Origin of the sequence: Devosia chinhatensis (genome assembly GCF_000969445.1) — a bacterium.
GTDB classification, from domain to species: Bacteria; Pseudomonadota; Alphaproteobacteria; order Rhizobiales; family Devosiaceae; genus Devosia; species Devosia chinhatensis.
The window spans coordinates 1,109,525-1,133,455 of record NZ_JZEY01000061.1; the positions used below are offsets into that span (position 1 = coordinate 1,109,525).

The 23,931-nt window shown below is 63.7% G+C and carries 24 protein-coding genes, 1 tRNA gene and 1 pseudogene; 6 read left to right on the top strand and 20 right to left on the bottom strand.

Annotation, left to right across the window (positions count from 1 at the left end):
* From VE26_RS15810 to VE26_RS15840, 7 genes are all read right to left on the bottom strand, one after another.
* Positions 1–1,059, bottom strand: a complete 1,059-nt coding sequence (locus tag VE26_RS15810; RefSeq protein WP_046106072.1) for an ABC transporter ATP-binding protein — start codon at positions 1,057–1,059, stop codon at positions 1–3.
* Positions 1,060–1,065: 6 nt separating this feature from the next.
* The gene (locus VE26_RS15815; RefSeq protein ID WP_046106073.1) at positions 1,066–1,953 is read right to left on the bottom strand and encodes a carbohydrate ABC transporter permease; all 888 of its coding nucleotides are present in this window, start codon (positions 1,951–1,953) and stop codon (positions 1,066–1,068) included.
* Position 1,954: 1 nt separating this feature from the next.
* Positions 1,955–2,986, bottom strand: a complete 1,032-nt coding sequence (locus tag VE26_RS15820; RefSeq protein ID WP_046106074.1) for a carbohydrate ABC transporter permease — start codon at positions 2,984–2,986, stop codon at positions 1,955–1,957.
* Positions 2,987–3,143: 157 nt separating this feature from the next.
* Entirely contained in the window at positions 3,144–4,382 is a 1,239-nt protein-coding gene (locus VE26_RS15825) for an ABC transporter substrate-binding protein (protein ID WP_046106075.1), read from the bottom strand.
* A 232-nt stretch (positions 4,383–4,614) separates the two neighbouring features.
* Positions 4,615–5,976 (bottom strand): sensor histidine kinase, encoded by a 1,362-nt coding sequence (locus VE26_RS15830; RefSeq protein ID WP_046106076.1) that lies wholly within the window; start codon positions 5,974–5,976, stop codon positions 4,615–4,617.
* Positions 5,973–6,644 (bottom strand): response regulator transcription factor, encoded by a 672-nt coding sequence (locus tag VE26_RS15835; protein WP_046106077.1) that lies wholly within the window; start codon positions 6,642–6,644, stop codon positions 5,973–5,975. Before VE26_RS15835 ends, VE26_RS15830 begins: the two co-directional genes overlap by 4 nt.
* Positions 6,644–6,979 carry a PepSY domain-containing protein gene (locus VE26_RS15840; protein WP_046106078.1) on the bottom strand — a complete coding sequence of 112 codons (336 nt, stop codon included), beginning with the start codon at positions 6,977–6,979 and terminating at the stop codon, positions 6,644–6,646. The genes VE26_RS15835 and VE26_RS15840 overlap by 1 nt, the downstream gene beginning before the upstream one ends.
* A 108-nt stretch (positions 6,980–7,087) precedes the next feature.
* Here VE26_RS15840 and VE26_RS17260 point away from each other — a divergent pair, with 108 nt between their 5' ends.
* Together VE26_RS17260 and VE26_RS15850 are read left to right on the top strand one after the other, a co-directional pair.
* Positions 7,088–8,263, top strand: a complete 1,176-nt coding sequence (locus VE26_RS17260; protein WP_052715961.1) for a hypothetical protein — start codon at positions 7,088–7,090, stop codon at positions 8,261–8,263.
* A gap of 3 nt (positions 8,264–8,266) precedes the next feature.
* Positions 8,267–8,491: a hypothetical protein gene (locus VE26_RS15850; RefSeq protein ID WP_046106079.1), complete on the top strand. Its 225-nt coding sequence runs from the start codon at positions 8,267–8,269 to the stop codon at positions 8,489–8,491.
* Positions 8,492–8,628: 137 nt separating this feature from the next.
* Here VE26_RS15850 and VE26_RS15855 read toward each other — a convergent pair.
* Positions 8,629–8,705, bottom strand: a tRNA-Arg gene (locus VE26_RS15855).
* 545 nt (positions 8,706–9,250) lie between these two features.
* Here VE26_RS15855 and VE26_RS18550 point away from each other — a divergent pair.
* Positions 9,251–9,592, top strand: a pseudogene (locus tag VE26_RS18550) (transglycosylase SLT domain-containing protein); the annotation flags it as partial.
* Between the two features lie 8 nt (positions 9,593–9,600).
* Here the strand turns inward: VE26_RS18550 and VE26_RS15865 are convergent.
* The gene (locus VE26_RS15865) at positions 9,601–9,981 is read right to left on the bottom strand and encodes a response regulator (protein WP_046106080.1); all 381 of its coding nucleotides are present in this window, start codon (positions 9,979–9,981) and stop codon (positions 9,601–9,603) included.
* A gap of 206 nt (positions 9,982–10,187) precedes the next feature.
* Between VE26_RS15865 and polA the strand changes: the two genes are divergently transcribed.
* Positions 10,188–13,106 carry a DNA polymerase I gene (gene polA, locus VE26_RS15870; RefSeq protein WP_046106081.1) on the top strand — a complete coding sequence of 973 codons (2,919 nt, stop codon included), beginning with the start codon at positions 10,188–10,190 and terminating at the stop codon, positions 13,104–13,106.
* A gap of 114 nt (positions 13,107–13,220) precedes the next feature.
* Here polA and VE26_RS15875 read toward each other — a convergent pair whose 3' ends face one another.
* On the bottom strand, positions 13,221–13,505 hold the full coding sequence (locus VE26_RS15875; protein WP_046106082.1) for a hypothetical protein: 285 nt from the start codon (positions 13,503–13,505) through the stop codon (positions 13,221–13,223).
* 150 nt (positions 13,506–13,655) lie between these two features.
* Here VE26_RS15875 and VE26_RS18130 point away from each other — a divergent pair, with 150 nt between their 5' ends.
* Complete coding sequence (locus VE26_RS18130) at positions 13,656–13,814, top strand: hypothetical protein (RefSeq protein ID WP_160297859.1); 159 nt, start codon at positions 13,656–13,658, stop codon at positions 13,812–13,814.
* Positions 13,798–14,262, top strand: a complete 465-nt coding sequence (locus tag VE26_RS15880; protein ID WP_244465718.1) for a DUF1810 domain-containing protein — start codon at positions 13,798–13,800, stop codon at positions 14,260–14,262. The genes VE26_RS18130 and VE26_RS15880 overlap by 17 nt, the downstream gene beginning before the upstream one ends.
* On the opposite strand, the gene tsaE is transcribed toward VE26_RS15880, so the two are convergent.
* The 10 genes from tsaE to VE26_RS15930 form a co-directional block, all read right to left on the bottom strand.
* Entirely contained in the window at positions 14,249–14,677 is a 429-nt protein-coding gene (tsaE, locus tag VE26_RS15885; RefSeq protein WP_046106083.1) for a tRNA (adenosine(37)-N6)-threonylcarbamoyltransferase complex ATPase subunit type 1 TsaE, read from the bottom strand. The two genes, VE26_RS15880 and tsaE, sit on opposite strands and share 14 nt — an antisense overlap.
* 36 nt (positions 14,678–14,713) lie before the next feature.
* Entirely contained in the window at positions 14,714–17,161 is a 2,448-nt protein-coding gene (locus VE26_RS15890; protein ID WP_046106084.1) for a sensor histidine kinase, read from the bottom strand.
* 310 nt (positions 17,162–17,471) lie between these two features.
* Positions 17,472–18,875 (bottom strand): adenosylhomocysteinase, encoded by a 1,404-nt coding sequence (gene ahcY / locus VE26_RS15895; protein ID WP_046106085.1) that lies wholly within the window; start codon positions 18,873–18,875, stop codon positions 17,472–17,474.
* Positions 18,876–18,971: 96 nt separating this feature from the next.
* A complete protein-coding gene (locus tag VE26_RS15900; protein ID WP_046106086.1) occupies positions 18,972–19,484 on the bottom strand; it encodes a DUF2937 family protein in 513 nt (170 codons plus the stop codon).
* Between the two features lie 57 nt (positions 19,485–19,541).
* Entirely contained in the window at positions 19,542–20,075 is a 534-nt protein-coding gene (locus tag VE26_RS15905) for a GrpB family protein (RefSeq protein WP_046106087.1), read from the bottom strand.
* Positions 20,072–20,371 (bottom strand): HPr family phosphocarrier protein, encoded by a 300-nt coding sequence (locus VE26_RS15910; RefSeq protein WP_046106088.1) that lies wholly within the window; start codon positions 20,369–20,371, stop codon positions 20,072–20,074. Before VE26_RS15910 ends, VE26_RS15905 begins: the two co-directional genes overlap by 4 nt.
* Positions 20,371–20,775: a PTS sugar transporter subunit IIA gene (locus tag VE26_RS15915; protein WP_046106089.1), complete on the bottom strand. Its 405-nt coding sequence runs from the start codon at positions 20,773–20,775 to the stop codon at positions 20,371–20,373. The genes VE26_RS15910 and VE26_RS15915 overlap by 1 nt, the downstream gene beginning before the upstream one ends.
* 142 nt (positions 20,776–20,917) lie before the next feature.
* Positions 20,918–21,385, bottom strand: a complete 468-nt coding sequence (locus VE26_RS15920; protein WP_084620604.1) for an HPr kinase/phosphorylase — start codon at positions 21,383–21,385, stop codon at positions 20,918–20,920.
* Between the two features lie 9 nt (positions 21,386–21,394).
* Positions 21,395–23,179 carry a sensor histidine kinase gene (locus VE26_RS15925; protein ID WP_046106090.1) on the bottom strand — a complete coding sequence of 595 codons (1,785 nt, stop codon included), beginning with the start codon at positions 23,177–23,179 and terminating at the stop codon, positions 21,395–21,397.
* A gap of 7 nt (positions 23,180–23,186) precedes the next feature.
* The gene (locus tag VE26_RS15930) at positions 23,187–23,903 is read right to left on the bottom strand and encodes a response regulator transcription factor (RefSeq protein WP_046106091.1); all 717 of its coding nucleotides are present in this window, start codon (positions 23,901–23,903) and stop codon (positions 23,187–23,189) included.
* Positions 23,904–23,931 lie beyond the last annotated feature (28 nt).

The window sequence follows — 23,931 nt, forward strand, 5'->3', positions numbered from 1 at the left end:
TTAGGCGGTCGTCTCGATGCGAGTGCCGCTGGTGCGGTCGAACAGGTGACAGGCGGCTGGAGCGATGTCGACCCGCACCATGTCGCCGATCTCTGCGCGATAATCCTTGCCGACCTTGATCGAGACCAGTTCGCCGGCGACGCGCATGGCGATCATCGTGGCTTCGCCGAGGAGCTCGACCGAATAGATCGGCGCCGAAATATTGCCGGTCTCACCCGCCAGCGTCGCGTCCTCGGCCCTGAAGCCGAGCGTCACCGGCCCCTTGACCGATTTGGAGAGCCCCTCGATGCGGATATTGGTGCCGGTAAAGACCCCATCCTGGATATCGCCATGCACCAGGTTCATGGCCGGAGAGCCGATGAAGCTGGCAACGAATGTGTTGGCCGGGCGGTCGTAGATTTCCATCGGGGTGCCGACTTGCTGGATCAGCCCCTTGCTCATCACCACGACGCGGTCGGCCAGGGTCATGGCCTCGATCTGGTCATGCGTCACATAGATCGTGGTGCGCTTGAGCGTGTGATGCAGGTTCTTGATCTGGGCACGCGTCGAGACGCGCAGCTTGGCATCGAGATTGGACAGCGGCTCGTCCATGAGGAAGGCATTGGGCTCGCGCACGATGGCGCGGGCCAGCGCCACGCGCTGGCGCTGGCCACCCGAGAGGGCGGCGGGCCGGCGCTCGAGGAAATCGTCCAGTTCCACCATCTTGCTGGCCGCCATGACGCGCTCGTGGTGTTGCTCCTGGGGCACCTTGCGCACCTTGAGTGGGAAGCGGATGTTTTCGTAGACCGTCATGTTCGGATAGAGCCCGTAGCTCTGGAACACCATGGAAATGTCGCGATCCTTGGGCTCGAGCTTGTTGACCAGCAGGTCCCCGATCCAGATTTCGCCCTCGGTAATGTCCTCGAGGCCGGCGATCATGCGCATCGTGGTGGTCTTGCCGCAGCCCGAGGGCCCCAGCAGCACCAGGAATTCCTGGTCCGCAATGTCGAGGTTGAAATTATCGACGCCGACGAAATTGCTCCAGCGCTTGGATACGTTCTTGAGACGAATCTGGGCCATTTGCGATCAGCCTTTCACTGCGCCGGCGGTCAGGCCGCTGACGATCTGGCGTTGGAAGAAGAGGACGAGGATAAAGAGCGGCACGGTAGCCGAGACCACGGCAGCCACGGCAAACATGACATTGCCTTGCTCCTGCACCGAGCCGAGGAAGCTCGAAATCTTGGGCACCATGGTCTGGTTGTCGGCGCTGAGCAGCATCGAGGTTACCGCGAAGTCATTATAGGCGAGCAGGAAGCTGAACAATCCCGTCGTCACCACGCCCGGCCACATGACCGGAATGATGACGCGGCGGAAGGCCTGGAAACGTGTACAGCCATCCACCATGGCGCTCTCGTCCAGGTCCTTTGGAATGGACAGGAAGAAGGAGTGCAGCATCCACAGCGTAAAGGGCTGGTTGATGGCCACGAGCACGATGATCGTGGTTGGCAGCACCCCCCAGACATTGAGCTGGAAGAAGGGGAGCAGATAGCCCGAGACCAGGGTAATGTGCGGCATGGCGCGGAACACCAGAGCCGCGATGAGGATCCAGAACGCATAGCGGTGCCCCGAACGGGCCAGGGCATAGCCACCCAGCGTGCCCAGGGTCAGCGAGATCACGGTCACCGAAACGGTCACGATGGCCGTATTGCCCACGGCCCGCCAGAATTCGCGGGTGACCCAGGCGCCGTAATAGCCGTCGCCGGTGAAGGGGGCGCCATGCTGACGCTGGGTGAAGGGGCCGGTAATGGCGTTCATCCAGTTCTGGCGCGAGAAGAAGTCCGGCTCGACCTTGAACGATCCCCACACCGTCCAGGCGAAGGGGAAAGCGGCCAGCACGATCCAGATCGCCAGGAGCCCGAAGATCACGATGTTCATTGCCAACGGGCGGCGTTGGGAGACACTCGATCCAGTCATGTCAGACCACCTTGTGATTGAATTCGCGCCAGGTGCGGATCAGCACCGGGGTAAGCAGGATGATGACACCGATAATGGTGATGACCGAGGTGGCGCCGGCAGAACCGAACAACAGCGCGTCGCCGGAAAGATCGTTGAAGATCAGCCAGCTGAGGGATGTTGCATTGGCCTCGGCCGAAAAGCCCACGATCGGCTCGAAGACGCGGAAATTGTCCATCAGCTGCACCAGCGCCACGAAGGTGGCGAGCGGTGCCAGGTGAGGGATCACCACGTAGCGGATGCGCTCCCAGCGGCTGGCGCCGTCGATCATCGCCGATTCCAGCGTATCGGCAGGCACGGTCTGCAGGCCCGCATAGAACACCACGAAGCTGAAGGGGGCATTGGTCCAGACCCCGTAGAACAGCAGCGACAGCCAAGTCAGCACTGGTGACTGGCGCAGTGACAGTGTCGGATCGTCGAACAGGACGCGCAGATTGGCCCCGATTATGCCGTTGGGCTGGATCATCCAGTACAGGATCAGCGAGCCGATCAGCGGCGTGATGATCATGGGCAGCAGCGAAAAGAAGATGACCGGCCCCTTGAGCATCTTGGGGATGGTGTTGACGCCCAGCGCGATGATGAAGCCCAGGCCCATGGCCAGCGGCGTCACCACGAAGCAGAAGACCAGGGTAAAGCTTAGCGCCTTATAGAAGGGCAGGTTGTAGATGCGGCTGACGATGTCGCCCAGGCCAGTGTTGTTGGCCAGGATGGCGCCGATTTCGTTGACCGCCAGATGGCCCCGGTTGAGATAGGTGCCAAAGCCGTTAAACTGGCCCATCGGCTGTTCGGCCCGCAATTGCGCCATGGCAGCGGTGTCGACGCGCGTCTCGGTCGTGCACCCCCCGAACGGTTGGCAATTCTCCACCGAAACCAGAATGCGGCCATGCTCGACATGCATGCTCTGCACCACTACCGAGACGATGGGCAGTGCGATGAAGAGCACCATCGCGATCAGCGAGGGCAGGATGAAGGCAAAGAATGTCTTGTGCGGCATGCAATGCCTCCCTGACGCGGCAAATTAATGGGGCGCAGCGGTCCGATCCGCCTTCACCGCCCGGGCCCGGGAGGTGCGGGGGCGAAGGGGTCCTTCGCGATCTGGCGCGGACCCCTTCGCGATGTGCAGGATTATGCGGCCGGCTGGCCGAATATCCTTAGAGGTAGCCGCCTTCCTTGGCAGCGGTGTCATAGGCGGCCTTGACGTCGGCCAGAGCCTGTTCTGCGCTTTCCGAGCCGGCCATGAACTCGGCCAGTTCGACCGAGAGGGCCGTGTGCAGCAGGCCCATATAGGGCTGCATCGGATAGGCGCGGGCGCCGGCATTGGCGGTGGCGATCACGCCGACAGCAGCCGGGCCGGGCTCGTAACCGGCCACCAGCCAGGTGGCGACGGTCGGGTTGGCGGCGACCATGTCGGGGCTGATGCCGTGCACCATGGCCTGGAACGAGGCGGCGGCGTCTTCATCGGAGATGTTCTTGGCGATGGTGAAGCCGTCCCACCACAGGGCCACGGCCGGCACGCTGCCACCACCAACGGTCGGAGCGGCGGCCAGCACGGTGTTTTCCACCACACCGTCGGCGGCACCTTCGCCATTGAGCATGTCACCGGCCAGCGAACCCCACTGCACCATCATGGCGACATTGCCGGCCTTGTATTCGGCCTGGATGCCATTGGCGTCGAAGGTCAGGTAGTCGGGATCCATGTAGGCGGTCAGTGCCTTCATGGTCTCGAGCGTCTTGAGGCCGTTTGCGTTGTCGATGTCGAGTTCGGCCGAACCGGTGGCGAAGAATTCGCCGCCCGTGCCCAGATAGGTGTTCACGAATTCGGCAGCCAGATCCCAGCCGGGCTTGTCCGAAGCGGCCAGCGGATACTGCATCAGGCCATCGGCCTTGATTTTCTCGGCAGCGGCCAGGATGTCCTCATAGGTCTTGGGCTCGGCAATGCCGGCCTGATCCAGGATATCCTTGCGATAGAACAGGTGCTGCGCATTGCCCATGAAGGCGATGGCCATGGTCTTGCCATCGATCTTGATCAGCTGGTTGGGCTGCAGGTCCTGGCCGTACTGGGCGATCAGGTCGTCCAGCGGACGGATCAGGTCGTCATTGAGCAGCGGCACGATGGAATTGTTGGCCACCACGGCCACGCTGTACTCGGCCGGGTTGATGGTGAGGGCCGGAACCTGGATATTCTTGTGTTCGGCCGTGGCGTTCGAGGTCACGGTGACCGAGCCGCCGGCACATTCGGCCGCGGTGGTGTTGACCAGGCGCAGGGCCTCGAAGTCATTGGACAGAATGCGCACCGAGCCGGTGCCCTCGATACCGCATTCGGCAAAGGCCGCACCGGCCGTCAGGCAGAGCACGCCCAGCGATACGGTGGTCTTCAGCAATAGTTTCATTTCGTTCTCCTGACGGTGAACGGCGCTTCCCTTTGACCAGTGCGCCGACCATCTCCTGTTGTCGATTACGCTCCCGCAGCTGCCCGTTCCCGACGCCCTCGACCCCGGTTTCGACCAGCCATGTCTTCCGCACGTCACAATTGGTATGTGCGCTTGAATACGAATGCAACAGTTTTTGCATGCGTATGCAAAACGCACTTCAAATTTTCGCGAAAGCCCGGTTTGTCAGAACTCAGTTGCCCGTGGGCGCAGCGGGGAGTTCCAGGCACGCCGCGACCCCGCCGAGATCGGCGCGCTTGAGCCTTAGTGCGCCGCCATAGAGTGCCGTGAGATCGCTCACAATGGCAAGGCCGAGCCCTGAGCCGGGTCGGCTCTCATCCAGCCGCCGCCCGCGTTCCCGCGCCAGCGCGAACTGGGCGTCGTCCATGCCCGGCCCGTCGTCGCAGACGGTCACGGCGATCTTGCCGGCCGGCGGCGTTTCGACAGCGATATCGATCCGGCTGCGCCCCCATTTGGCGGCATTGTCGATGAGATTGCCCAGCATTTCCTCGAGATCGTCACGCTCGCCGGCAAAGATCGCGTCCTTGTCCCCGCTGACATTGAACGCCAGCTGCCGATCCGCGTAGATGCCGCGAAACACCGGCAGCAGGTCGTCGACCACCGCGCCCAGGGGCGTGCGCGCCCCGGCAATGCCGACGGCGCCGGCGCTGCGGGCCCGGCGCAGGTGCTGGCTGATCATCCGGTTCATGCTGGCCGAAAGCGTCTCGACCTCGGTGCGTTCCGCCTCCGGCATGGCGCTGCGAGCGAGAAGCGCGTCGAGGCCCGAAAGCGGCGTCTTGAGCCCATGGGCGAGATTGCCCACATGCGTTCGCGCTCGCTCGATGGTGCTGCGCGAATGAGCCAGAAGGCTGTTGATCTGCGCCACCAGCGGCGCAAGCTCGTCGTGCCGCGCAGCCGGCAGGGTGTCCCGCTGTCCGGTTTCGATCGCCCGGAGATCGGCCTCCACCTGCCGCAGCGGGCGCAACCCCAGGCGCACCTGGACGATGATGGCCAGGCTCAGCCCCAGCCCCAAAAGGCTCAGCGACCAGATCAGCGGGCCCACGATACGAGACACCTCGGCCTCGATCAGCGCTTCCGGCATGGCCACCGAAACGCGCAGTCGCCCGGTGCCGCCAGGCGCGGTGAAGTCGCGCTCCAGCACCAATAGCCTTTCCCCCTGCGGTCCGCTCATCATCCGTCGGCGCACGCTGCCATCCGGCTCGGCCAGGCCCAACCCAAGGGTGTCCGTCCAGAGCGAGCTCGAGCCGATCAGCACCTGATCGGCATCGGCGATCTGCCAATACCAGCCCGAAAAGGGCTGCTCGAACCGGGGGTCGGCAACCGAGGCGTCGAGGCGCAGCCTGCCGGCATCCTCGTCGAATTGTGTATTGGCCATCAGCGCCACCATGGTGGCATTGAGATTGGTTTCGAACGTCTCGACCACGAATGTGCGCAACAGGCCGGAGATCACCAGCCCGGCCGCCACCAGCGCCACGAGACTGGCGCCCAGCGCCAGCACCATCAGCCTGAGCGCCAGCGAATGCCTGCCGATCATTGCGCCTCCGGGCTGGCGCCGAGACGGTAGCCCTGGCCTCGCACCGTTTCGATCAGTCCGGCCCCGATCTTGCGGCGCAACCGCCCGATGATCACTTCGAGCGAATTGAAGTCGCGTTCGGTGTCCCGGTCATAAAGATGCTCCGACAATTCGGTGCGCGTCACCGCCCGTTCCGGGTGGTGCATGAGATAGGCCAGGACCCGATATTCGAAGGCGGTCAGCTTCAGCGCCAGGCCGTCACGGGTGAAGAGACCGATCTGGGTATCGAATTCCAGCGGGCCGCAGGTGAGGATCGTGCTGGCATGTCCTGCCGCCCGCCGCACCAGCGAGCGCAGCCGGATCACCACTTCCTCGATGCGGAAGGGCTTGGTCACGTAATCGTCGGCTCCCGCCCGAAAGCCGCGTACCTTTTCGGACCATTCCTCCCGCGCGGTCAGGATCAGCACCGGCATGGCCCGCCCCGCCTTGCGCCAGGCCTCGAGCACGGCGATGCCGTCCATTCCCGGCAGGCCCAGATCCAGCACCACCGCGTCATAGGTCTCGGTCTGGCCCAGATATTCGCCTTCCGTGCCGTCGGCGGCGCGGTCGGTGGCAAAGCCCCCTTCATTGAGTGCGGCGATAAGGCCGGCCGCGATCCTCTCATCGTCTTCGACCACCAGCACCCGCATCAGTTTTGTCTCCGCCGCGCATCCACAAGGCCCCGGCCATCGACCTCCAGAATCTGCCCGCTCATCGCATCCACGCGCAAGGCCAGGATGTCGCCCCGCGCCGTCAGCAGGCGAAAGGCATAGACAATGTCGGTCATGTCCTCAGGGCGTCCCGGTTGCAGTTCGGCGGCCACGATCTGCCCGTCAAAGCGCGCCGTCACCGCCGCCATGGCGCCGGTAATGGGCAGCAGCGCATCCTGCGCTGACTCTTCAGCAGGAGCCTGCGCCCAAGCCGGCATCGGAGCGGTCAGCATCAGCGCAAGCGCCAGAACGGGCATGACAATCAAGCGTTTCATCGCCACACAATAGCAGGCAAAGCCTGAACCGAAATTGAACCGCGCAGTTCCAGCTGGGTTCAATGCCCTCCTGCTAGGGATGTTTCACACCAACCACAGGAGAAAGCCATGTCCCTTTCCAAGATCACCCTGGTCGCAGCCGCCCTTCTGGCGGCCCCCGCAGGCCTGGCCCTCGCCCAGGTGCCGCTCGACAGTCTTTCCAGCACGGTCATCGAGGGCCGTGTCGGCGAGGTTTTCGGCAATCGCTTCATTCTCGAGGATGGCGAAGGGCGCGTTTTGGTCGAGGCCCAGGGCGAATTGCCGGCAGGCGCCGCGATCGGCACGGGTGATGCTCTCGTAATTGTCGGCACCGATACGCCCAATGGTTTCCTTGCCAGCGCCATTACCCGGCAGGACGGTACCGAAGTCCTTTCGGCCCCGCGCCCGGCGGCCAATCCAGCGCCCGTTGTGGCGCCGGCAACGCCCGCCGCTCCGGTTCCCGCTGCTGCCGCCGCAGCGCCTCTTGATGAAGCTGGTGCTCGTGCAGCCATCGAAGCCATGGGCTTTTCCGATCTGCGCCTCGACGATCGCGGTCGCAATCATTTCGAGTTCAAGGGCCGCGATGCCGATGGCCGCGCCCTCGAGATCGAAATCGCGCTCGATGGGACGTTGCGCAAACTCGACGTGGATGACGATGTCCGGGCCTCCAGTGTCGACCTTCTGGCGCTTCTTCCCGACAATGTCGCGTCTGCGGCGCGCGCGGCCGGCCTGGTCGACCTCCATGATTATGAAGCCGGCCCCCGCCATTTCAAGCTTGAGGGCTATACCGAGGCTGGGCACGATTTCGAGATCGAATTTGGCCTTGATGGTACGCTGCGAAAGTTCGATCTCGACGACGATGCCCCGCGCGATGCCCTTTCTCTCACCCCGCTCCTGCCCGAGGGCGTACAGGCCGTGATCGCCGAGCGCGGCATCGTCGACGTGCGTGAATTCGAGGTGGGCCCGCGCCATTATAAGGTCGAGGGCTATACCGAAGCCGGCCGCGAGATCGAGGTCGAAATCGGTTTTGACGACCGGGTCGGCGCCATCTCGGTCGACGACGGCCGGGCGGCTCCTGCAGCCGCTTTTGACGAGGCAGCAATCATCGCCTCGGTCGAGGCTGCGGGCTATCAAGTGCGCGATGTCGAGGCCAAGCCACGCCATGTCGAGGTCGATGCCGTCAATCCCGAAGGCGAGACCGTTCGGCTCCATGTCGACTTTGCCGGCGAGGTCTATCGGGAACGCCTGGTGCGCCAGGGTTTCTAAGCCATGACCGATCCGTATCTCGACCAGCGCCTGGCGCGCCTCGAAGCCATTCAGGCCGATCATGCCAGCCGTATCGGCCGCCTCGAAGCCGGGGCACACAACCCGCCTCCTATGCGCGAGGAAGGCAATCCCTGGCCGCGCATCGGCCTCATCGCGCTGGCAATTCTAGCCGCCATCTGGCTGCTCGACGAACTCCCCGGCCCTCCGATCTGGGACCGCCTGTTCTAGACCCTGCAAAGCCCGCATCCCCCAGATGCGGGCTTTCGCTATGCTGCACGAGGGCTAGCCAGCCGCATGCCGGCATCGACATCATTTCAATAATCAAATGAGAGAAAGGCCTGGCTGAGAGCTCTCTCAGCCAAAAATGGCGCACCCGACAAGATTCGAACTTGTGGCCTCTGCCTTCGGAGGGCAGCGCTCTATCCAGCTGAGCTACGGGTGCTCAATTGCCTGGCGCAGTGCTTACGCGAAAATCGGGGCGGGTGGAAGCGCCACGGCCCAAATTTGCAAAGATTTGTGCGCGGAGGAGGCGCGCCACAGATCTTCCAGCCAAAGCTCAAATCCAGCCGCTCTTCCTGCACCAGCACCCGCCGGCGTAAACACGTTCTTAACCACTTGCCTTGCAAGCAGAGACGGCGTTCAATTAAGAGCCCTGCCCGATAACACTTGCGGTTGTGTCGCATTTCCGCCATCAAGCCGCCGTGATTGCGCTTTAGCGCCACAAGGATTGGAAATGGGGCACATAGAGGATTGCGTATGACGGCTCGGCCGCTCCCCATGATCGCCACTCTTGCCTCTGTCCTGGTTCTGACCGGATGTTCGATTGCCGGCATAAAGCCCTTGCCAGGCAATCGCTCTGCAACGGCAAGTGCTGCCATTGCCAGCATGGCGCCCCAGACTCCTGAAGGTCATGTGCCCGCTGCCGCGGCGGTGCCACGGGCTGCCGACGATTTCGTCATGGCCTATGCGGGCGGTACGCGCGGCGAGCTGGATGGGCTTATCGCCCATTATGCCAATGAATATGATGTGCCCGAACACCTCGTGCGTCGGGTGATCGTGCGTGAAAGCGGCTACAATCCTGCTGCCCGCAACGGTCCTTATTATGGTCTCATGCAGATCAGCCACGCGACGGCGCGCGGCATGGGTTTTTCCGGCGAGGCCGGCGGCCTGCTCGATGCCGAGACCAATCTGCGTTACGCGGTGCGCTACCTGGCCGGTGCCTATGTCACCGCCGGCGGCAACGAGGATCGCGCGGTGCAATTTTATGCCCGCGGCTATTACTACGACGCCAAGCGTCTGGGGCTGTTGCAAAAGAGCGGCCTGCGCTGAGCGCGGGCCTAGCCGGCTTCCGTGGCCAGCAATTCTTCGATCTTGGCGCGCAATTCGTCTTCCCGAAACGGCTTTTCGATACGGGGGAGGGCGCAGCCATTGCCATCGGGCAATTCGGCATAGCCGGTTGCCAGCAGCACGGCGAGGTCCGGGTGCAGCGCCAGGGCTGCCTCGGCCAGCTCGACGCCGCTCATTCCGGGCATGGAATAATCGGTGATCAGCATGGCGATGTCGCTGCGTTGCTGCAGGATGGCCAGCGCTTCGCGGCCCGAATAGGCTTCGAGTGCGGTATGACCGAGGTCAGCGAGCTGATCCACCATGTTCAGCGTGATCAAGGCATCGTCGTCGACCACCAGAATGGTGGCGCCGAGGCCCTGCTGCGGGCTCACTGTCACAACTAATCCTTTCGGCCGCTACTGGCTTTCGGGGGCAGGCTTCGCCCCATATTTGCGCGGCTTGGCTAGCCTATGAAAGTGGCGAAGTTGGGTCCAGTGCAAAAAGTCCGGCCGCTGCTGACAGGCCTGGGCAAAAATGGGTGCCATATCAGGGTGCGAGCGGCTAAACTCTGCGCTCGGAACCGAAGAGGAATCGTTTCATGCATATGCTGCTCGTCGATGGCTCGGGCTATATTTTCCGCGCCTTCCACGCCTTGCCGCCACTGAGCCGCAAGTCCGACGGGTTGCCGGTGGGCTGTGTCCAGGGCTTTTGCAACATGCTGTTCAAGCTCACGCAGGACATGGACGCCGATGAGGCGCCCACGCATATGGCCGTCATTTTCGACGCCAAGGGCAAGACCTTCCGGGACGACATCTACGACCAGTACAAGGCTCAGCGCCCGCCGGCGCCCGAGGAACTGGTGCCGCAATTTCCCTTGACGCGTTCGGCGACCCGCGCCTTTTCCATTCCCTCCATCGAAATGGAGGGCTGGGAGGCCGACGACATCATGGCAACCTATGCCTGCATGGCGCGCGATGCGGGGATGAAGGTCACCATTGCCTCTTCCGACAAGGACCTGATGCAGCTGGTCGAGCCCGACGGCTCCATTCGCCTGCTCGATACCATTCCCCGCCCCGGCCAGCCGCCGCTGCGCTGGATCGGCCCCGACGAGGTCTTCACCAAGTTCGGCGTCACACCCGACAAGGTCATCGATGTCCAGGCACTGTGCGGCGACAGCGTCGACAATGTCCCCGGCGTGCCCGGTATTGGCGTCAAGACGGCCGCCGAACTCATCAATACCTATGGCGATCTCGAAACCCTGCTCGCCCGCGCCGAAGAGATCAAGCAGCCCGCCCGCCGCCAGAAGCTGATCGACAATGCCGAGCTGGCCAGGATTTCCAAGCGCCTCGTGACCCTTGAGCGCCAGGTCCCGGTCGAGATCGACCTCGATGGCCTCGTTCGCCAGCCCATGAGCCCCTCGGCGCTGTTCCCGTTCTTGAAGGCGATGGAATTTGCTACCATCACCAAGCGCCTTGCTGCCTTGCTCGAGGCCGATCCCGACGATTTCGCGCCCGATCCCGAGCTCCGGGCCGGGGGCAGCACCGATGTCGGTGCGCCACAGAAATCCACGTCGCTTTCCGTCGCCAAGGCCAAACTGGCCGCCAATGTCGTGCCCGGCACCGGTCCTGCCCGCCTCGCTGCCGAGGAACATGCGCGGGTCAAGGCGATCCCGCTCGACTACGAGGCCTATGAGATCGTCACCACGCCCGAGCAGCTCGCGGCCTGGGTCGACAGGATCATGGCCAAGGGTCATGTGGCGGTGGATACCGAGACCGATAGCCTCGACCCCCAGCAGGCCGATCTCGTCGGCATTTGCCTCTCCACCGAAATGGGCCAGGGCTGCTATATCCCGGTGGGCCACGCCAATCCCGGGGACCTGCTGGGGGGCGGGGGCCTGGTCGAGGGCCAGCTGCCCATCGGCGCCGTGCTCGACAGCCTCAAGCCGGTGCTCGAGGATCGCTCGATCCTCAAGATCGGGCAGAACGTCAAATACGACATGGAAGTTCTCGAACGCTACGGTATCGCCCTGGCGCCGATCGATGACACCATGCTGATCTCCTATGCGCTCGATGGCCCGCGCTATAACGGCCTCGACGTCCTGGCCGAGCATTGGCTCGATCACAAGACCATCACCTATGGCGCGCTCGCTGGCACGGGCAAGGCGCAAAAGACCTTCGATCAGCTCGAAATCGCCGCTGCGGCCCGCTACGCCGCCGAGGATGCCGATGTTACCCTGCGCCTCTGGCATGTGCTGAAACCGCGCCTCGCCGCCGAAAACGCCACCAATCTCTACGAGACCCTGGAACGCCCCTTGGCGCCGGTTCTCGCCCGTATGGAAGCGCGCGGCATCATGGTCGACCGGCAGATCCTGGCCCGCCTTTCGGGCGATTTCGCCCAGCGCGCCGCCGCGCTTGAAGCCGAGGCCCATGAGCTGGCCGGGCAGAGCTTCAACCTCGGTTCTCCCAAGCAATTGGGCGAAATCCTCTTCGACAAGATGGGGCTCGAGGGTGGCACCAAGACCAAGACCGGCGCCTGGTCCACCGGGGCCGACGTGCTCGAGGACCTTGCCCTCAAGGGCATTCCCCTCGCCCGCACCATTGTCGATTGGCGCCAGCTCACCAAGCTCAAGGGCACCTATACCGATGCCCTGCCCACCTATATCAACCCGCGCACCGGCCGCGTTCATACCTCCTACCAGCAGGCCTCCGTTCTGACCGGCCGGCTCTCCTCCAACGAGCCGAACCTGCAGAACATTCCGGTCCGCACCGAGGATGGCCGCAAGATCCGCACCGCCTTCGTCGCCCCTCAGGGCAAGGTGCTGATCTCGGCCGACTACTCCCAGATCGAATTGCGCGTCCTCGCCCATATCGCCGATATCCAGGCGCTCAAGGATGCGTTCGAAGAGGGTCTCGACATTCACGCCATGACGGCGTCCGAAATGTTCAACGTGCCGGTGGAAGGCATGCCAAGCGAAGTGCGCCGTAGAGCCAAGGCCATCAATTTCGGCATCATCTACGGCATTTCCGCCTTCGGCCTCGCCAACCAGCTGGGCATCGAGCGCGGCGTCGCCGGCGACTATATCAAGACCTATTTCGAGCGCTTCCCCGGCATCAAGGATTACATGGACGCCCAGAAGGCGCGGGTGAAGGCCGATGGCCACGTCACCACCATTTTCGGCCGCAAGATCCAGTTCCCCAATGCCAACTCCGGCAATCCCTCCGAACGGGCCTTTGTCGAGCGCGCCTCCATCAATGCCCCCATCCAGGGCTCCGCCGCCGACATCATCCGCCGCGCCATGATCCGCATGGAAGGCGAATTGAAAAAGGCCGGCATCGAAGCCGACATGCTGCTCCAGGTCCACGACGAACTGATTTTCGAAGTCCCCGAGGGCACGGAAGAGGTGGCCATCCCGGTGATCAAGCGCGTCATGGAAAAAGCCGCCGAACCGGCGGTCATGCTATCCGTGCCGATTCAGGTGGATGCGCATGCGGCCAGGAACTGGGACGAGGCGCACTGATTTGGCAGTGAGCAGAGTATTGGAGGCGTCTCCAACGGGCTAGAAATGCGGTCCGTTGGGCCCGGGCCTGCGCCGGGGTGACACGCAATGTTCAAAAAGCTTGAGCGCAAAAACTCACCCCCGCATTGCCTCCGCTGCCAGGCTCAGGCGCTCGGCGCTGGCCTCGGCGCTGCGATCGACCACGTCGCGCGCGGCGGCTTCGCTGCGGACAAAGGCTTCGATGCGGTCAGTGCCGATCTCGTCCAGCAGGTGGCGGATGGGCGACCACATGGCCCAGTCGGGATTGACCATGCGCATGTGAAGCCGGTCGTGAACGATGTCGAAATCGACATTGGCCGAGCGCGCCAGATCGAGGAATTCGGCGATATAGGCGTCGGGCATGTGTTCTGAATAAGCCATGGGGCTGCCTCGCATTTGATATAAATGCAATGCATGGCCGCGCGCTGGGCTCCAAAAACCCCTGGTGATGGTGAACGAAGGGTTAAGGCTCGGCTGCAACCGCATCCGCCCCCTGCCGTTCCTGTTGCGGAACCGCAAAAGGAGACCGCCATGCCTCATCGCGAGCAGCCCGGCAATGCCGGCCAGAACGACGACACGAAATCGCTGGTCGAGGGCCGCGAGGACGCCGAGCAGCCGGCCGGCGAATTTGAAAAGGTGCACGATCCCGATCACCCCAAGCCCAAGCCCGAAGATGACCAGCCTGCGTGATGTCCACGGCGCCATGGTGACCCGGTTCCTTGCCGCGCAGGACAAGGTCTATCCGCAGGTGCTCCAGCAATTGCGCGCCGGGCGGAAGGACACCCACTGGATGTGGTTCATCTTTCCCCAGCTTGCGGGCCTCGGCCACAGCGACATGGCCCGCCATTATGCGCTCCAGGGCCTTGCCGAAGCCGGCGCCTATGCCGCTCACCCGGTACTTGGCGCGCGTCTGCTCGAAACCACGCGCGCCGTGCTGCTCCATGCACCCGATGGAATGGCGCCGAGAGCGTTGCATGCCATTTTCGGCGCACCCGATGATCTCAAGTTCATCTCGTCGATGACGCTTTTTGCCCGCGCCGTGCCGGGCGAGCCCCTCTTCGCCCGGGCGCTCGACGCCTTTAATTCCGGCGCGGAAGACCCCCGCACCCTTGCGCTCCTGGGCGCTACCGGCGGGTGATGCGGGCCAGCCGTCCATCCCCGCCGAGTGGAATGACAAGGCTGACGATCAGCGTTGCCGCTGCCGCCATTTCGGGGACGCGCGCCGCCCATTCGACCAAGATGATGGCGGCGTCGTCGTCCATAAGTCCCAGCTCGTCCACTTCGGCAATATCGGCCAGGCGGTAGAGGTCGGCATGCAGGACCGGCCCGGCTTCGGTCTCGTAAGGCTGCACTATGGCAAAGGTGGGCGAGGGGACTTCGAGCTCCGCGTCTCCGGCCAGTGCGCGGATGATGGCGCGGGCCAGTGCCGTCTTGCCGGCGCCCAGATCCCCCTCGAGGCTGACAATGTCGCCGCCCCTGAGCTGGGCGGCAATTTCAGCGCCGAACGCGGCAGTGGCCGCATCGTCTGCCAGAAAGGTTTCGCGCTCGTCCATGTCGGGTCCGCCCCTTTGCCCGCTTCGGGCCCAGGCCTATTCGGCCACGCCGGCCAGGGCGCTGTCCAGCGGCAGGTTGACGATGATGCGGCTGCCCTTGGGCTCACGCTTTTCCGCCGAAATCGTGCCACCATGGAGGTTGACGAAGGTCCGCACGATCGAGAGCGCCAGCCCCGCGCCGCGTTGCCGCCCACCCGATTGCGGCCCGTCCAGCCGGGTCAGGATGGCGGCCTTCATCTCGTCAGTAATGCCGGGGCCCTCGTCCTCGATGACGAAGATCATCCGGTCGCCGCGATGGCTGGCCGAAAGCCGGATTTCCCCGCCCGGCGGCGAGAACCGCGCGGCGTTGGACAGCAGGTTGTAGAGCACCTGCACGATGCGCGTCCGGTCGGCGACGAAGACCGGAAGGTCCGGCTCGATGTCGATGACGAGATTGGGTGCGTCGCCCGCAACTTCTGGGAAGGTCGCGGTGATCCCGGCCTTGGCCTTGTCGACCAGCGCCATCACGTCGAGCGGCTCGGGATTGAGCTCGGCAATGCCGGCATCGACCGATGCCAGGTCGAGAATATTGTCGATCAGCACGCCCAGCGTCACCGAGGAGGCGCGGATATAGTCGATATATTCGCGCTGCCGTGCGTTGAAGCTGCCCCCCTCCATGTCGGAAAGCAGATCGGCAAAGCCGATGATATTGGTCAGCGGGCTGCGCAGTTCATAGGAGACGTTTTCCACGAACGCGTCCTTGAGCCGGTCTGCGGCGACCAGGGCATCGTTGCGCTCCTTGAGCACCTTCGAATAGGAGGCGCTTTCGGTGACATCGAGAAAGGTCATCATCGTCTGCCCGTCGGGCAGCCGGGTAATGGCATAGTCGATCAGCCGCCCGTCGGAGCGGTTGATCCGGCCATGCCGGTCGGTGCGGGTGGGGTTGAGATCGATGATCGAGCGCTTGAGGTCGCGCCAGATCGTAGCGCCGTCCTCGGGAATGGCCTGCCCGCTGGCCTCGGCCAACTGGTCGATATGGGGGCTGCTGCCAAAGGCGTTCATCGGCAGCTTCCACAGCTTGGAAAGCTGCGGGTTGGACAGCGTCAGCCGCCCATTGGTGCCGAACACTGCCACCGCTTCGCTCAGCGCGTTCATGCTTTCGCGCAGCACATTGGTGAACGCCTTGTTGGTGCTTTCCAGCTCCAGCCGCTCGGTCAGGTCCTCGAACACGTAGATGACGCCGCCATTGGGGCCGGCGGGGGCGGAAATCACCTTGATGGTGCGCCCGTCGGGCAGGTGCCACGGGTCGGCCTCGAAGGGCGCCTTGCGCTCATAGCTCTCGAGGTGCTTGGCCCGCCAGGTATGGTAATCCACCTGGTTGGGCAGCATGCCCAGCGTGCGCAATTTGTCGAGGATCGCGCGTTCGTCGAGCCCGGGGGTGAGGAAGGCGCGGCTGAGGTTCCAGAGATTGGCATAGGCAGCGTTGAACTGGGTCAGCTCCCGCCGCGAATTGAAAATGGCGATCGGGGTGGCCAGCGCATCGATGATGCCACCGATATGGGCGAGCCCCGACTCGACCGGCGCACGTGCCGCTTCCTGTGGGCGCAGATAACCGGCAAGGCCTTCGGGCAGAGCGCTTTCGACCAGCTCGAAACGCCCCTTGTCGCCCAGGTCGACCAGGACGCCACCGGGATGGCCCTGGTTGCGGGCGCGCAGGCCCGGCTCGATGATTTCGGTCGGCTCGGTTTCCGAGCAGGTCTTGCCCAGGGCCTTGGCCAGCGCGCAATAAGCGCTGTTGGCAAAGCACAGCCTGCCGTTGCTATCGCGCAGATAGGCTGGCAGCGACAGGAGCCCCAGAATGGTGCGGGCGCTTTGCTTGTCGTCGCTGGCGGTTTCGGCGCTCGTGTCGGCCACAAGGGCGGCTTCGTCGCTGGGCTGGGTAAAGGCGGGGCGCAGGCGCAGGGCTGCCCCGGTCCCCATCGTCCAGCCCGTCACCCGCACCACCTTGCCCTCGGAGGTGCGCACGCTGGCAGTGAATCCGCGGCCCTGGAGGCGCAGTTCGTCCAGCAGGTCCCCCAGGCGATTGGCTTCGGCAGCGCCGAGCCAGGAATGCAGGTTGAGCAGGCTCTGCGGCTGGCGCCCCTCGGGCAGCACCGTTCCGGCCTGGCCCAGAATGCGCGGCGCACCCTGGTCGCTCCAGAGCACCGTCAGTTCATTGCTGCCGGAAATCAGGTTTTCGTATTCGTCCACCATGGCGCGCAGATTGGCGATCTGGTCGGCGGCGCGGCGCCGCGCGGCACGGCTCTCGGCCTGGATGGTGCGGATAATGGCCATCGACGCCAGCGCAAAGCCGCCGGCGCCCAGCGCAACGGCGAGGGGCGCGATGCCGCCCAGCTGTGCCGGAACAAAACCCTGGGCCAGAGCGGGGGCGGCCATGATCAGGGTGAGGGGTGCGCTCGCGATCGCTGCGAATCCCAAATGCTTCCGGAGCCGTTCCGGCGCCATGCGTGCCCTCTTTCGCTTCATTGCTGTGCAAACCCGGCCAGAACGGCCGGTACGCCACTTAAAGACAGGGCGGCCTGACGCAGGACAATGCTCTGTCCCGGCTGCCCCCGACAGGCGGCATGTCCCCGCGCCGCCCGAATCACTGAACCATAGCGGGCAGGGGAATCGGGCAAAAGAGTCTTCATGGCTGTGCGTTGCGGGCAAATGTGGCGGAAAGCGCTTGACCGGAGAACGAAACAGAAACCTTTAAAAAGTGTAAAAGCCCGGCACGATTGGCCGGGCTTTGCGCAGAAAAGTTGAGGCCTGCGTCTTAGTAGCGATATTCGCCCGACTTGAACGGGCCGTCGACGGTCACCCCGATATAGTCGGCCTGAACCGGGGTCAGCTTGGTCAGCTTGGCGCCCAGCTTGGCCAGGTGCAGCTCGGCGACCTTCTCGTCCAGGTGCTTGGGCAGCACATGCACCTTCTTTTCGATCGTGGCGCCATTGGTCCACAATTCGATCTGGGCCAGCGTCTGGTTCGAGAACGATGCCGACATCACAAAGCTCGGATGGCCGGTGGCATTGCCCAGATTGACCAGGCGCCCTTCTGACAACAGGATCAGGCGGTTGCCATTGGGCTGCTCGATCAGGTCGACCTGCGGCTTGACATTGGTCCACTTGAAATTGCGCAGGCCGAGCACGTCGATTTCGTTGTCGAAATGGCCGATATTGCAGACGATGGCCATGTCCTTGAGCTTGCGCATGTCATCGACCATCAGCACGTCGCGATTGCCGGTCGCGGTCACCACGATGTCGGCGCGGGGTGCGGCCTCGGCCAGGGTCACCACCTCGAACCCTTCCATGGCGGCCTGCAGGGCGCAGATCGGGTCGACTTCGGTCACCAGCACGCGGGCGCCGGCGCCCCGCAGCGATTCCGCCGAGCCCTTGCCCACATCGCCATAGCCGCACACGATGGCGACCTTGCCGGCCAGCATCACGTCGGTGCCGCGCCGGATCGCGTCGACCAGGCTTTCGCGCGTGCCATACTTGTTGTCGAACTTCGACTTGGTCACCGAGTCGTTGACGTTGATAGCCGGGAAGGGCAGCTCGCCCTTGGCATGCAATTGGTAAAGGCGCATCACGCCTGTCGTCGTCTCTTCCGACACGCCTTTGATATTGGCGCGGATCGCCGAATAAAAACCCGGATTGCGGGCCAGGCGCTTCTTGATCGTGGCAAAGAAGATTTCCTCTTCCTCGTTGCCCGGCTTGTCGAGGATCGACGGATCGGTCTCCGCCTTGGCGCCGGTCAGCACCAGCATGGTGGCGTCGCCGCCATCATCGAGGATCAGGTTCGGCGTGCCGCCATCGCCCCATTCCATCATGCGGTCGGTAAAGTCCCAATATTCTTCCAGCGTCTCGCCCTTGTGCGCAAAGACGGGAATGCCCGCTGCGGCGATGGCGGCGGCGGCATGATCCTGGGTGGAGAAGATGTTGCACGACACCCAGCGCACATCGGCGCCCAGCGCCACCAGCGTCTCGATCAGCACCGCGGTCTGGATCGTCATATGCAGCGATCCGGCGATGCGGGCGCCCTTGAGCGGCTGGCTGGCGGCATATTCCTCGCGGATCGCCATCAGGCCCGGCATCTCGATTTCAGCAATGGAGATTTCCTTGCGCCCGAAATCGGCGAGGGAAATGTCCTTGACCGAATAATCGGTCGCGCTCTTGGTCATGGCTGGCTCCACAGCAGGATTGGTCTTTGCTCTTCCTATACGGGAGCAGTCCTTACCGATCAATGACGGATATAAAGAAATCCTTATATGCCGCACTCACGCCCGGTAGACATGGCCATGGCGCCGCCGGCGAAAGGGCAGGGCGCAGAACCGCACGATGCCCGAGACCAGCAGATAGCCCAGGATGAAGCCGGCGCCGGCATAGAGCACGCCTTCCACCGTTACCGGCATGGCGGGGCGGTAATTTTCCAGCGTGCGCTGGCCGATATCGCTGTCGAGATAGGCCGGCAGCGTTTGCAGCCGCTCCAGCGGGCCGGCGCCCTCTATCCGCGCCAGCGTCGCGCTGAGCTGCTCGTAGCGCATGAAGGTCTGCGCCATGCTCGTCCCGCGCCCGGCCAGGAACGTGTCGTTCGAAACGCTGTACCGTTGCAGCGCACCTTGCCGGTCCATGCCGCCGGCCTGCGCCGCCCGGTCGAAATCCTCGGTGATGACCCGCAACTCATCCACCGCGCCGCCCAGGCGCTGGGTATATTGCTGGGCATATTCTGGAAACTGGCTGAGGCTCGCTGCCAGAGCGATGCCGCCGACCCCCGCAATCAATCGCCGCAAACCTGCCTCCCCTCGGATCAAGCCCTCACCATGGACCCAGGAAACGGCAGGAAAAAGTCAGGGGTTCCAGGGTGTCTTGCGCGCCGGCCCGCCCATGCCCAGCACCATCGCGTCGATAAAGGCGGTCTTGTGCTTGGAATAGGCCGCCCGGTCCGCGGGGAAGCGCTGCGCCAGATCCCGCTTGAGCGCGGCGTAATCGGCAAGGGCGACCGGGTCGGTCCGCAGGCGATCGCGGAACATCAGGTGCCGTCGCACTTCGTCGGCGTCGCTGTGCACATGCACATGATGCGTCCGCTCCCCGTCCGCGCGGCGCTTGATCAGCACCACCCGGTGCGGATCGACATAATTGGGCACATTGGCATAGCCCAGCGCTTCGACCGCCGGGATCGAGGCCAGCGCCTGCGCGCGGTCTGCAACATGGATCAGGATGTCGATGACCGGTTTTGCGGCCAGGCCGATGATCGCGGTCGAGCCGATATGCGCGATGGTCAGCGGCTCGGGTTCTAGAACCGCGCGCAGCCGGTCCTGCTCAATGGTGAAACGTCTGGCCCAGGCAGGGTCGTAATCCGCAAGGATCACGCCATCGTTCACGCCTCGGCCCCGTCCACGTCCTCGTCAAAGCCGTTATTGACCAGTTCGGTGATCGCTTCGAGCGCTTCGCGTGCCTGCTTGCCACTCGCCTGAACCAAAATCGTGGCGCCGGGGCCCGCCCCCAGCATCATCAGCCCCATGATGGAATTTCCCGCCACCGAGGTGCCGTCCTTGATCACGCTGATATTGGCGTCGAAACATTCAGCCGTACGCACGAAGCGGGCTGAAGCCCGCGCATGCAGGCCCTTGCGGTTGACGATGGTTAATTGCTGGGCAACCGCCCTGCTCGCATCCATCAGCTGGCTCCACCCAGGACCGCATTGGCAACGGTGATGTATTTCTTGCCCGCCTCCTGGGCAATGTTGACCGCATCTTCCATGCTCATCTCGCCGCGCACGCGTCCGAGCTTGACCAGCATGGGCAGGTTTACGCCTGCGATCACCTCGATATGGCGGTTCTGCATCACCGAGATTGCCAGGTTCGAGGGCGTGCCGCCGAACATGTCGGTCAGGATGATGACGCCGTCGCCACTATCGGCACGGTCGATAGCCTTGAGGATGTCCTCGCGGCGCGCTTCGGCATTGTCTTCGGGACCGATGGCAATGGTCTCGATCTGCTCCTGCGGTCCCACCACATGTTCCATGGCCAGCTTGAATTCGTCGGCAAGCGCGCCGTGGGTCACCAGAACCAATCCGATCATGCACTTTCCCCAATCGAACGAACCATGGCACATCCCTGCGCGGTTTTCGTCCCTGAGCCCCAAACGGTCCTGTCATCGGGCGCTGACAGAACATTCGCGCACACCTTTGTCCCCCGCCTTCGGCCTTGCAAGGGGTAAATTGTCACGTCTTTGCGGCTTCCAGGCTTGCGCGCACCGCCTCGACCACCAGCAATTCCTGGTGGCCCAGACTCACGATGCCGGCCTGGGGCACCGGAGCGCGCGGCACGTCATGTCCGAAAAGCTCTGTCTGCAGCTCTTCTTCTTCCACAAGACGCATCAATTCGGGGACGAGGTCGATGACCAGATGCAGCCTGGCGCTCTCGACATGCGGCCGGGAAACGATGCCCCGCCCACGCAATTCGATCAGTCCGGCCAGTTGCGGCGGCGCCAGCATGGTCAGGAAATCGCCGTCGTCGCGGATATCCACGCGGTCGTCCGCAACCAGGAACGCCTTTTGCCCCCGGCCTTCCCAGCGATCCAGCAAGGCCATCGACAAAACGGATTTTCCCGCACCGGATGGGCCGCGCAGCAATATTCCCGTATCGCCCAGGACCAATCCGGTCCCGTGCATGTTTTGTGGCTTGCTCATGCCCCAAGTCTATTTGCGCGCTCTTGGCAATACAATTGTAAAAACCGCGCCCGACCGGTCGGTACGATTATGCGCCCGGATCGTGCCTTTATGGGCATCCACGATCTGTTTGGAGATGGATAGACCAAGGCCGGAATGATTGCCGAAGCTCTCTGTCTCGGGGCGGTCGGTATAGAACCGCTGGAAGATCTTGGCGGTGTCCCCAGTGATGCCGCGGCCTTCGTCGCTTACCGTCACGGTGATTGCATCGCCCTCGGTGCCGATGGCGACCGTCACGGTGCCGCCTTCGGGCGAAAATGACACGGCATTGTCGATCAGGTTGGCAAAGACCTGCGCCAGCCGGCTCTCGTGGCCGCTGATTGTCGTCGATCCGCGTCCCGAGCGCTTGCCCATCACCACTTCGACCCGGCGGCCTGCAGCCATGTCCTTCTGGATGGCGACCATGGCCTCCGCCAGCTTTTCGACATCGACCAGCTCGGCGCTCTCGCGCGCCAGTTCGGCGTCGAGCCGGCTGGCGCTGGAAATGTCGGTGATCAGCCGGTCGAGGCGTTTGACATCGTGCTGGATGATTTCGTTGAGGCGTGCCCGGTCCTCCGCCCGCTTTGCCAGCGGCAGCGTCTCGACGGCCGATCGCAGCGAGGTCAGTGGGTTTTTCAGCTCGTGGGCCACGTCGGCGGCGAAGCGCTCAATGGCCTCGATGCGGTTGTAGAGCGCGTCGGTCATGCGCCGCAGCGCGCCTGACAGATGACCGATCTCGTCGGGCCGGTCGGTGAGGTCGGGGATTTCCGCGCGCGCATCGCCTGCCGTCTGTACCCGTTCGGCCGCTGCCGAAAGCCGCCGCATCGGGCCGGCAATGGTCCCGGCCAGCAGCAGCGACAGCACGATCTGCACCCCTGCCGCGATCAGGGCGATGCGCAGCAGGCTCCAGCGCTCCTGCGCCACCACCGAATCGATATCGCCCGGCGCGGTGGACAAAAGGATCGCCCCCACTATGGCGCGCAGCCTCTGGACCGGCACCGCCACCGAAACCACCAATTGTCCCTGGCTGTCGACACGCACGAAATCGGCCGGGGCGCCCTGAAGCGCCGAGGCGACTTCGGGATAACGCGCGCCTTCATCGGCCTGGTATTCCTGATAGGTTGGATAATTGTCCCCCGGCGCCCAGGAGATGATGGCATTCCACCAATCGGCCAGGAAAAAGCTCGGCTGGCTGGTGTCGATGGTGCGGCGCAACACCTCGCCCCGGGCATAGATATTGTCGCTGTCCAGGATCAGCAGGCCGCCCTGGTCATAGATGCGGGCCCGGGTGCGGGTGGGAGTGATGAGGTTGCGCAGCAGCGGCGCCACCCGCTCCGGGCTGATGGGAAATTCAAGGCTCGGGTCGAAATAGGAAAGCGGGGACACATTGGCCCCCTGGGCATTCAGCAGGCGGTCGGGATTGATCGAGATGATGTCGCTGTCCACCGTCGCCGAGGCGGCAATGGCCGCGGCGATGATCTCGCCCTGCACGCGCAGCGATTGCACCCGGGCATCGATCAGGCCGGCGCGCCACTGGTTGAGGTAGAGGATGCCCACCACCAGAACCAAGAGGCCCGCCATGTTCAGCACCACGATGCGCCGCGTCAGGCTGGAAAAAATGGCAAAATTGACGAAGCGTCCGATCGCGCCGAAAACCCGGGCGACCGGACGCAGGATAAAACGTCGCCTTTTCCTGCCGGGCGTTTTCGCCGCGCCGGCAGGGGGCTCGTCTCTCTTGCTATCGGGATCGTCGAGTTGTGGGTCCAGGACGGCCACTTGTGCCTTATTGCTCCTTGAAGCGATAGCCGACGCCATAGAGCGTCTCGATCATCTCGAAGTCGTCGTCGGTTGACTTGAACTTCTTGCGCAGCCGCTTGATGTGACTGTCGATGGTGCGGTCGTCGACATAGACCTGGTCGTCATAGGCGGCATCCATCAGCGCGTTGCGCGACTTGACGACGCCCGGCCGCAGCGCAAGCGCCTGCAGGATGAGGAATTCGGTGACCGTGAGCGTGACCCGCTGGCCTTTCCAGGTACAGGTATGCCGTTCTTCGTCCATCACCAGCGCGCCGCGCTCGATCAGCGCCTTGCTGGGCGCGGGCTCGGCGCTGCCTGTGCCCGCCGCGACGGGGTCGCGTGGTGCCGAACGGCGCAGGATCGCCTTAACGCGCTCCACCAGCAGTCGCTGGCTGAACGGCTTGGTGATGAAGTCGTCGGCGCCCATCTTGAGCCCGAACAATTCGTCGATCTCTTCATCCTTGGAGGTGAGGAAGATGACGGGCACATCGGACTTCTGCCGCAGGCGGCGCAGCAATTCCATACCGTCCATGCGCGGCATCTTGATATCGAGAATGGCCAGGTCCGGCTTGTCGCTGGTCAGCCCCTCCAGTCCCGAGGCACCGTCGGTATAGGTGGCAACCTGGTAGCCCTCGGCTTCCAGCGTGAGGGAAACGGAGGTGAGAATATTGCGGTCATCGTCCACAAGGGCGATTTTTGGCATGGTCTGCCTTTCTCTTCGTGACGCTGCA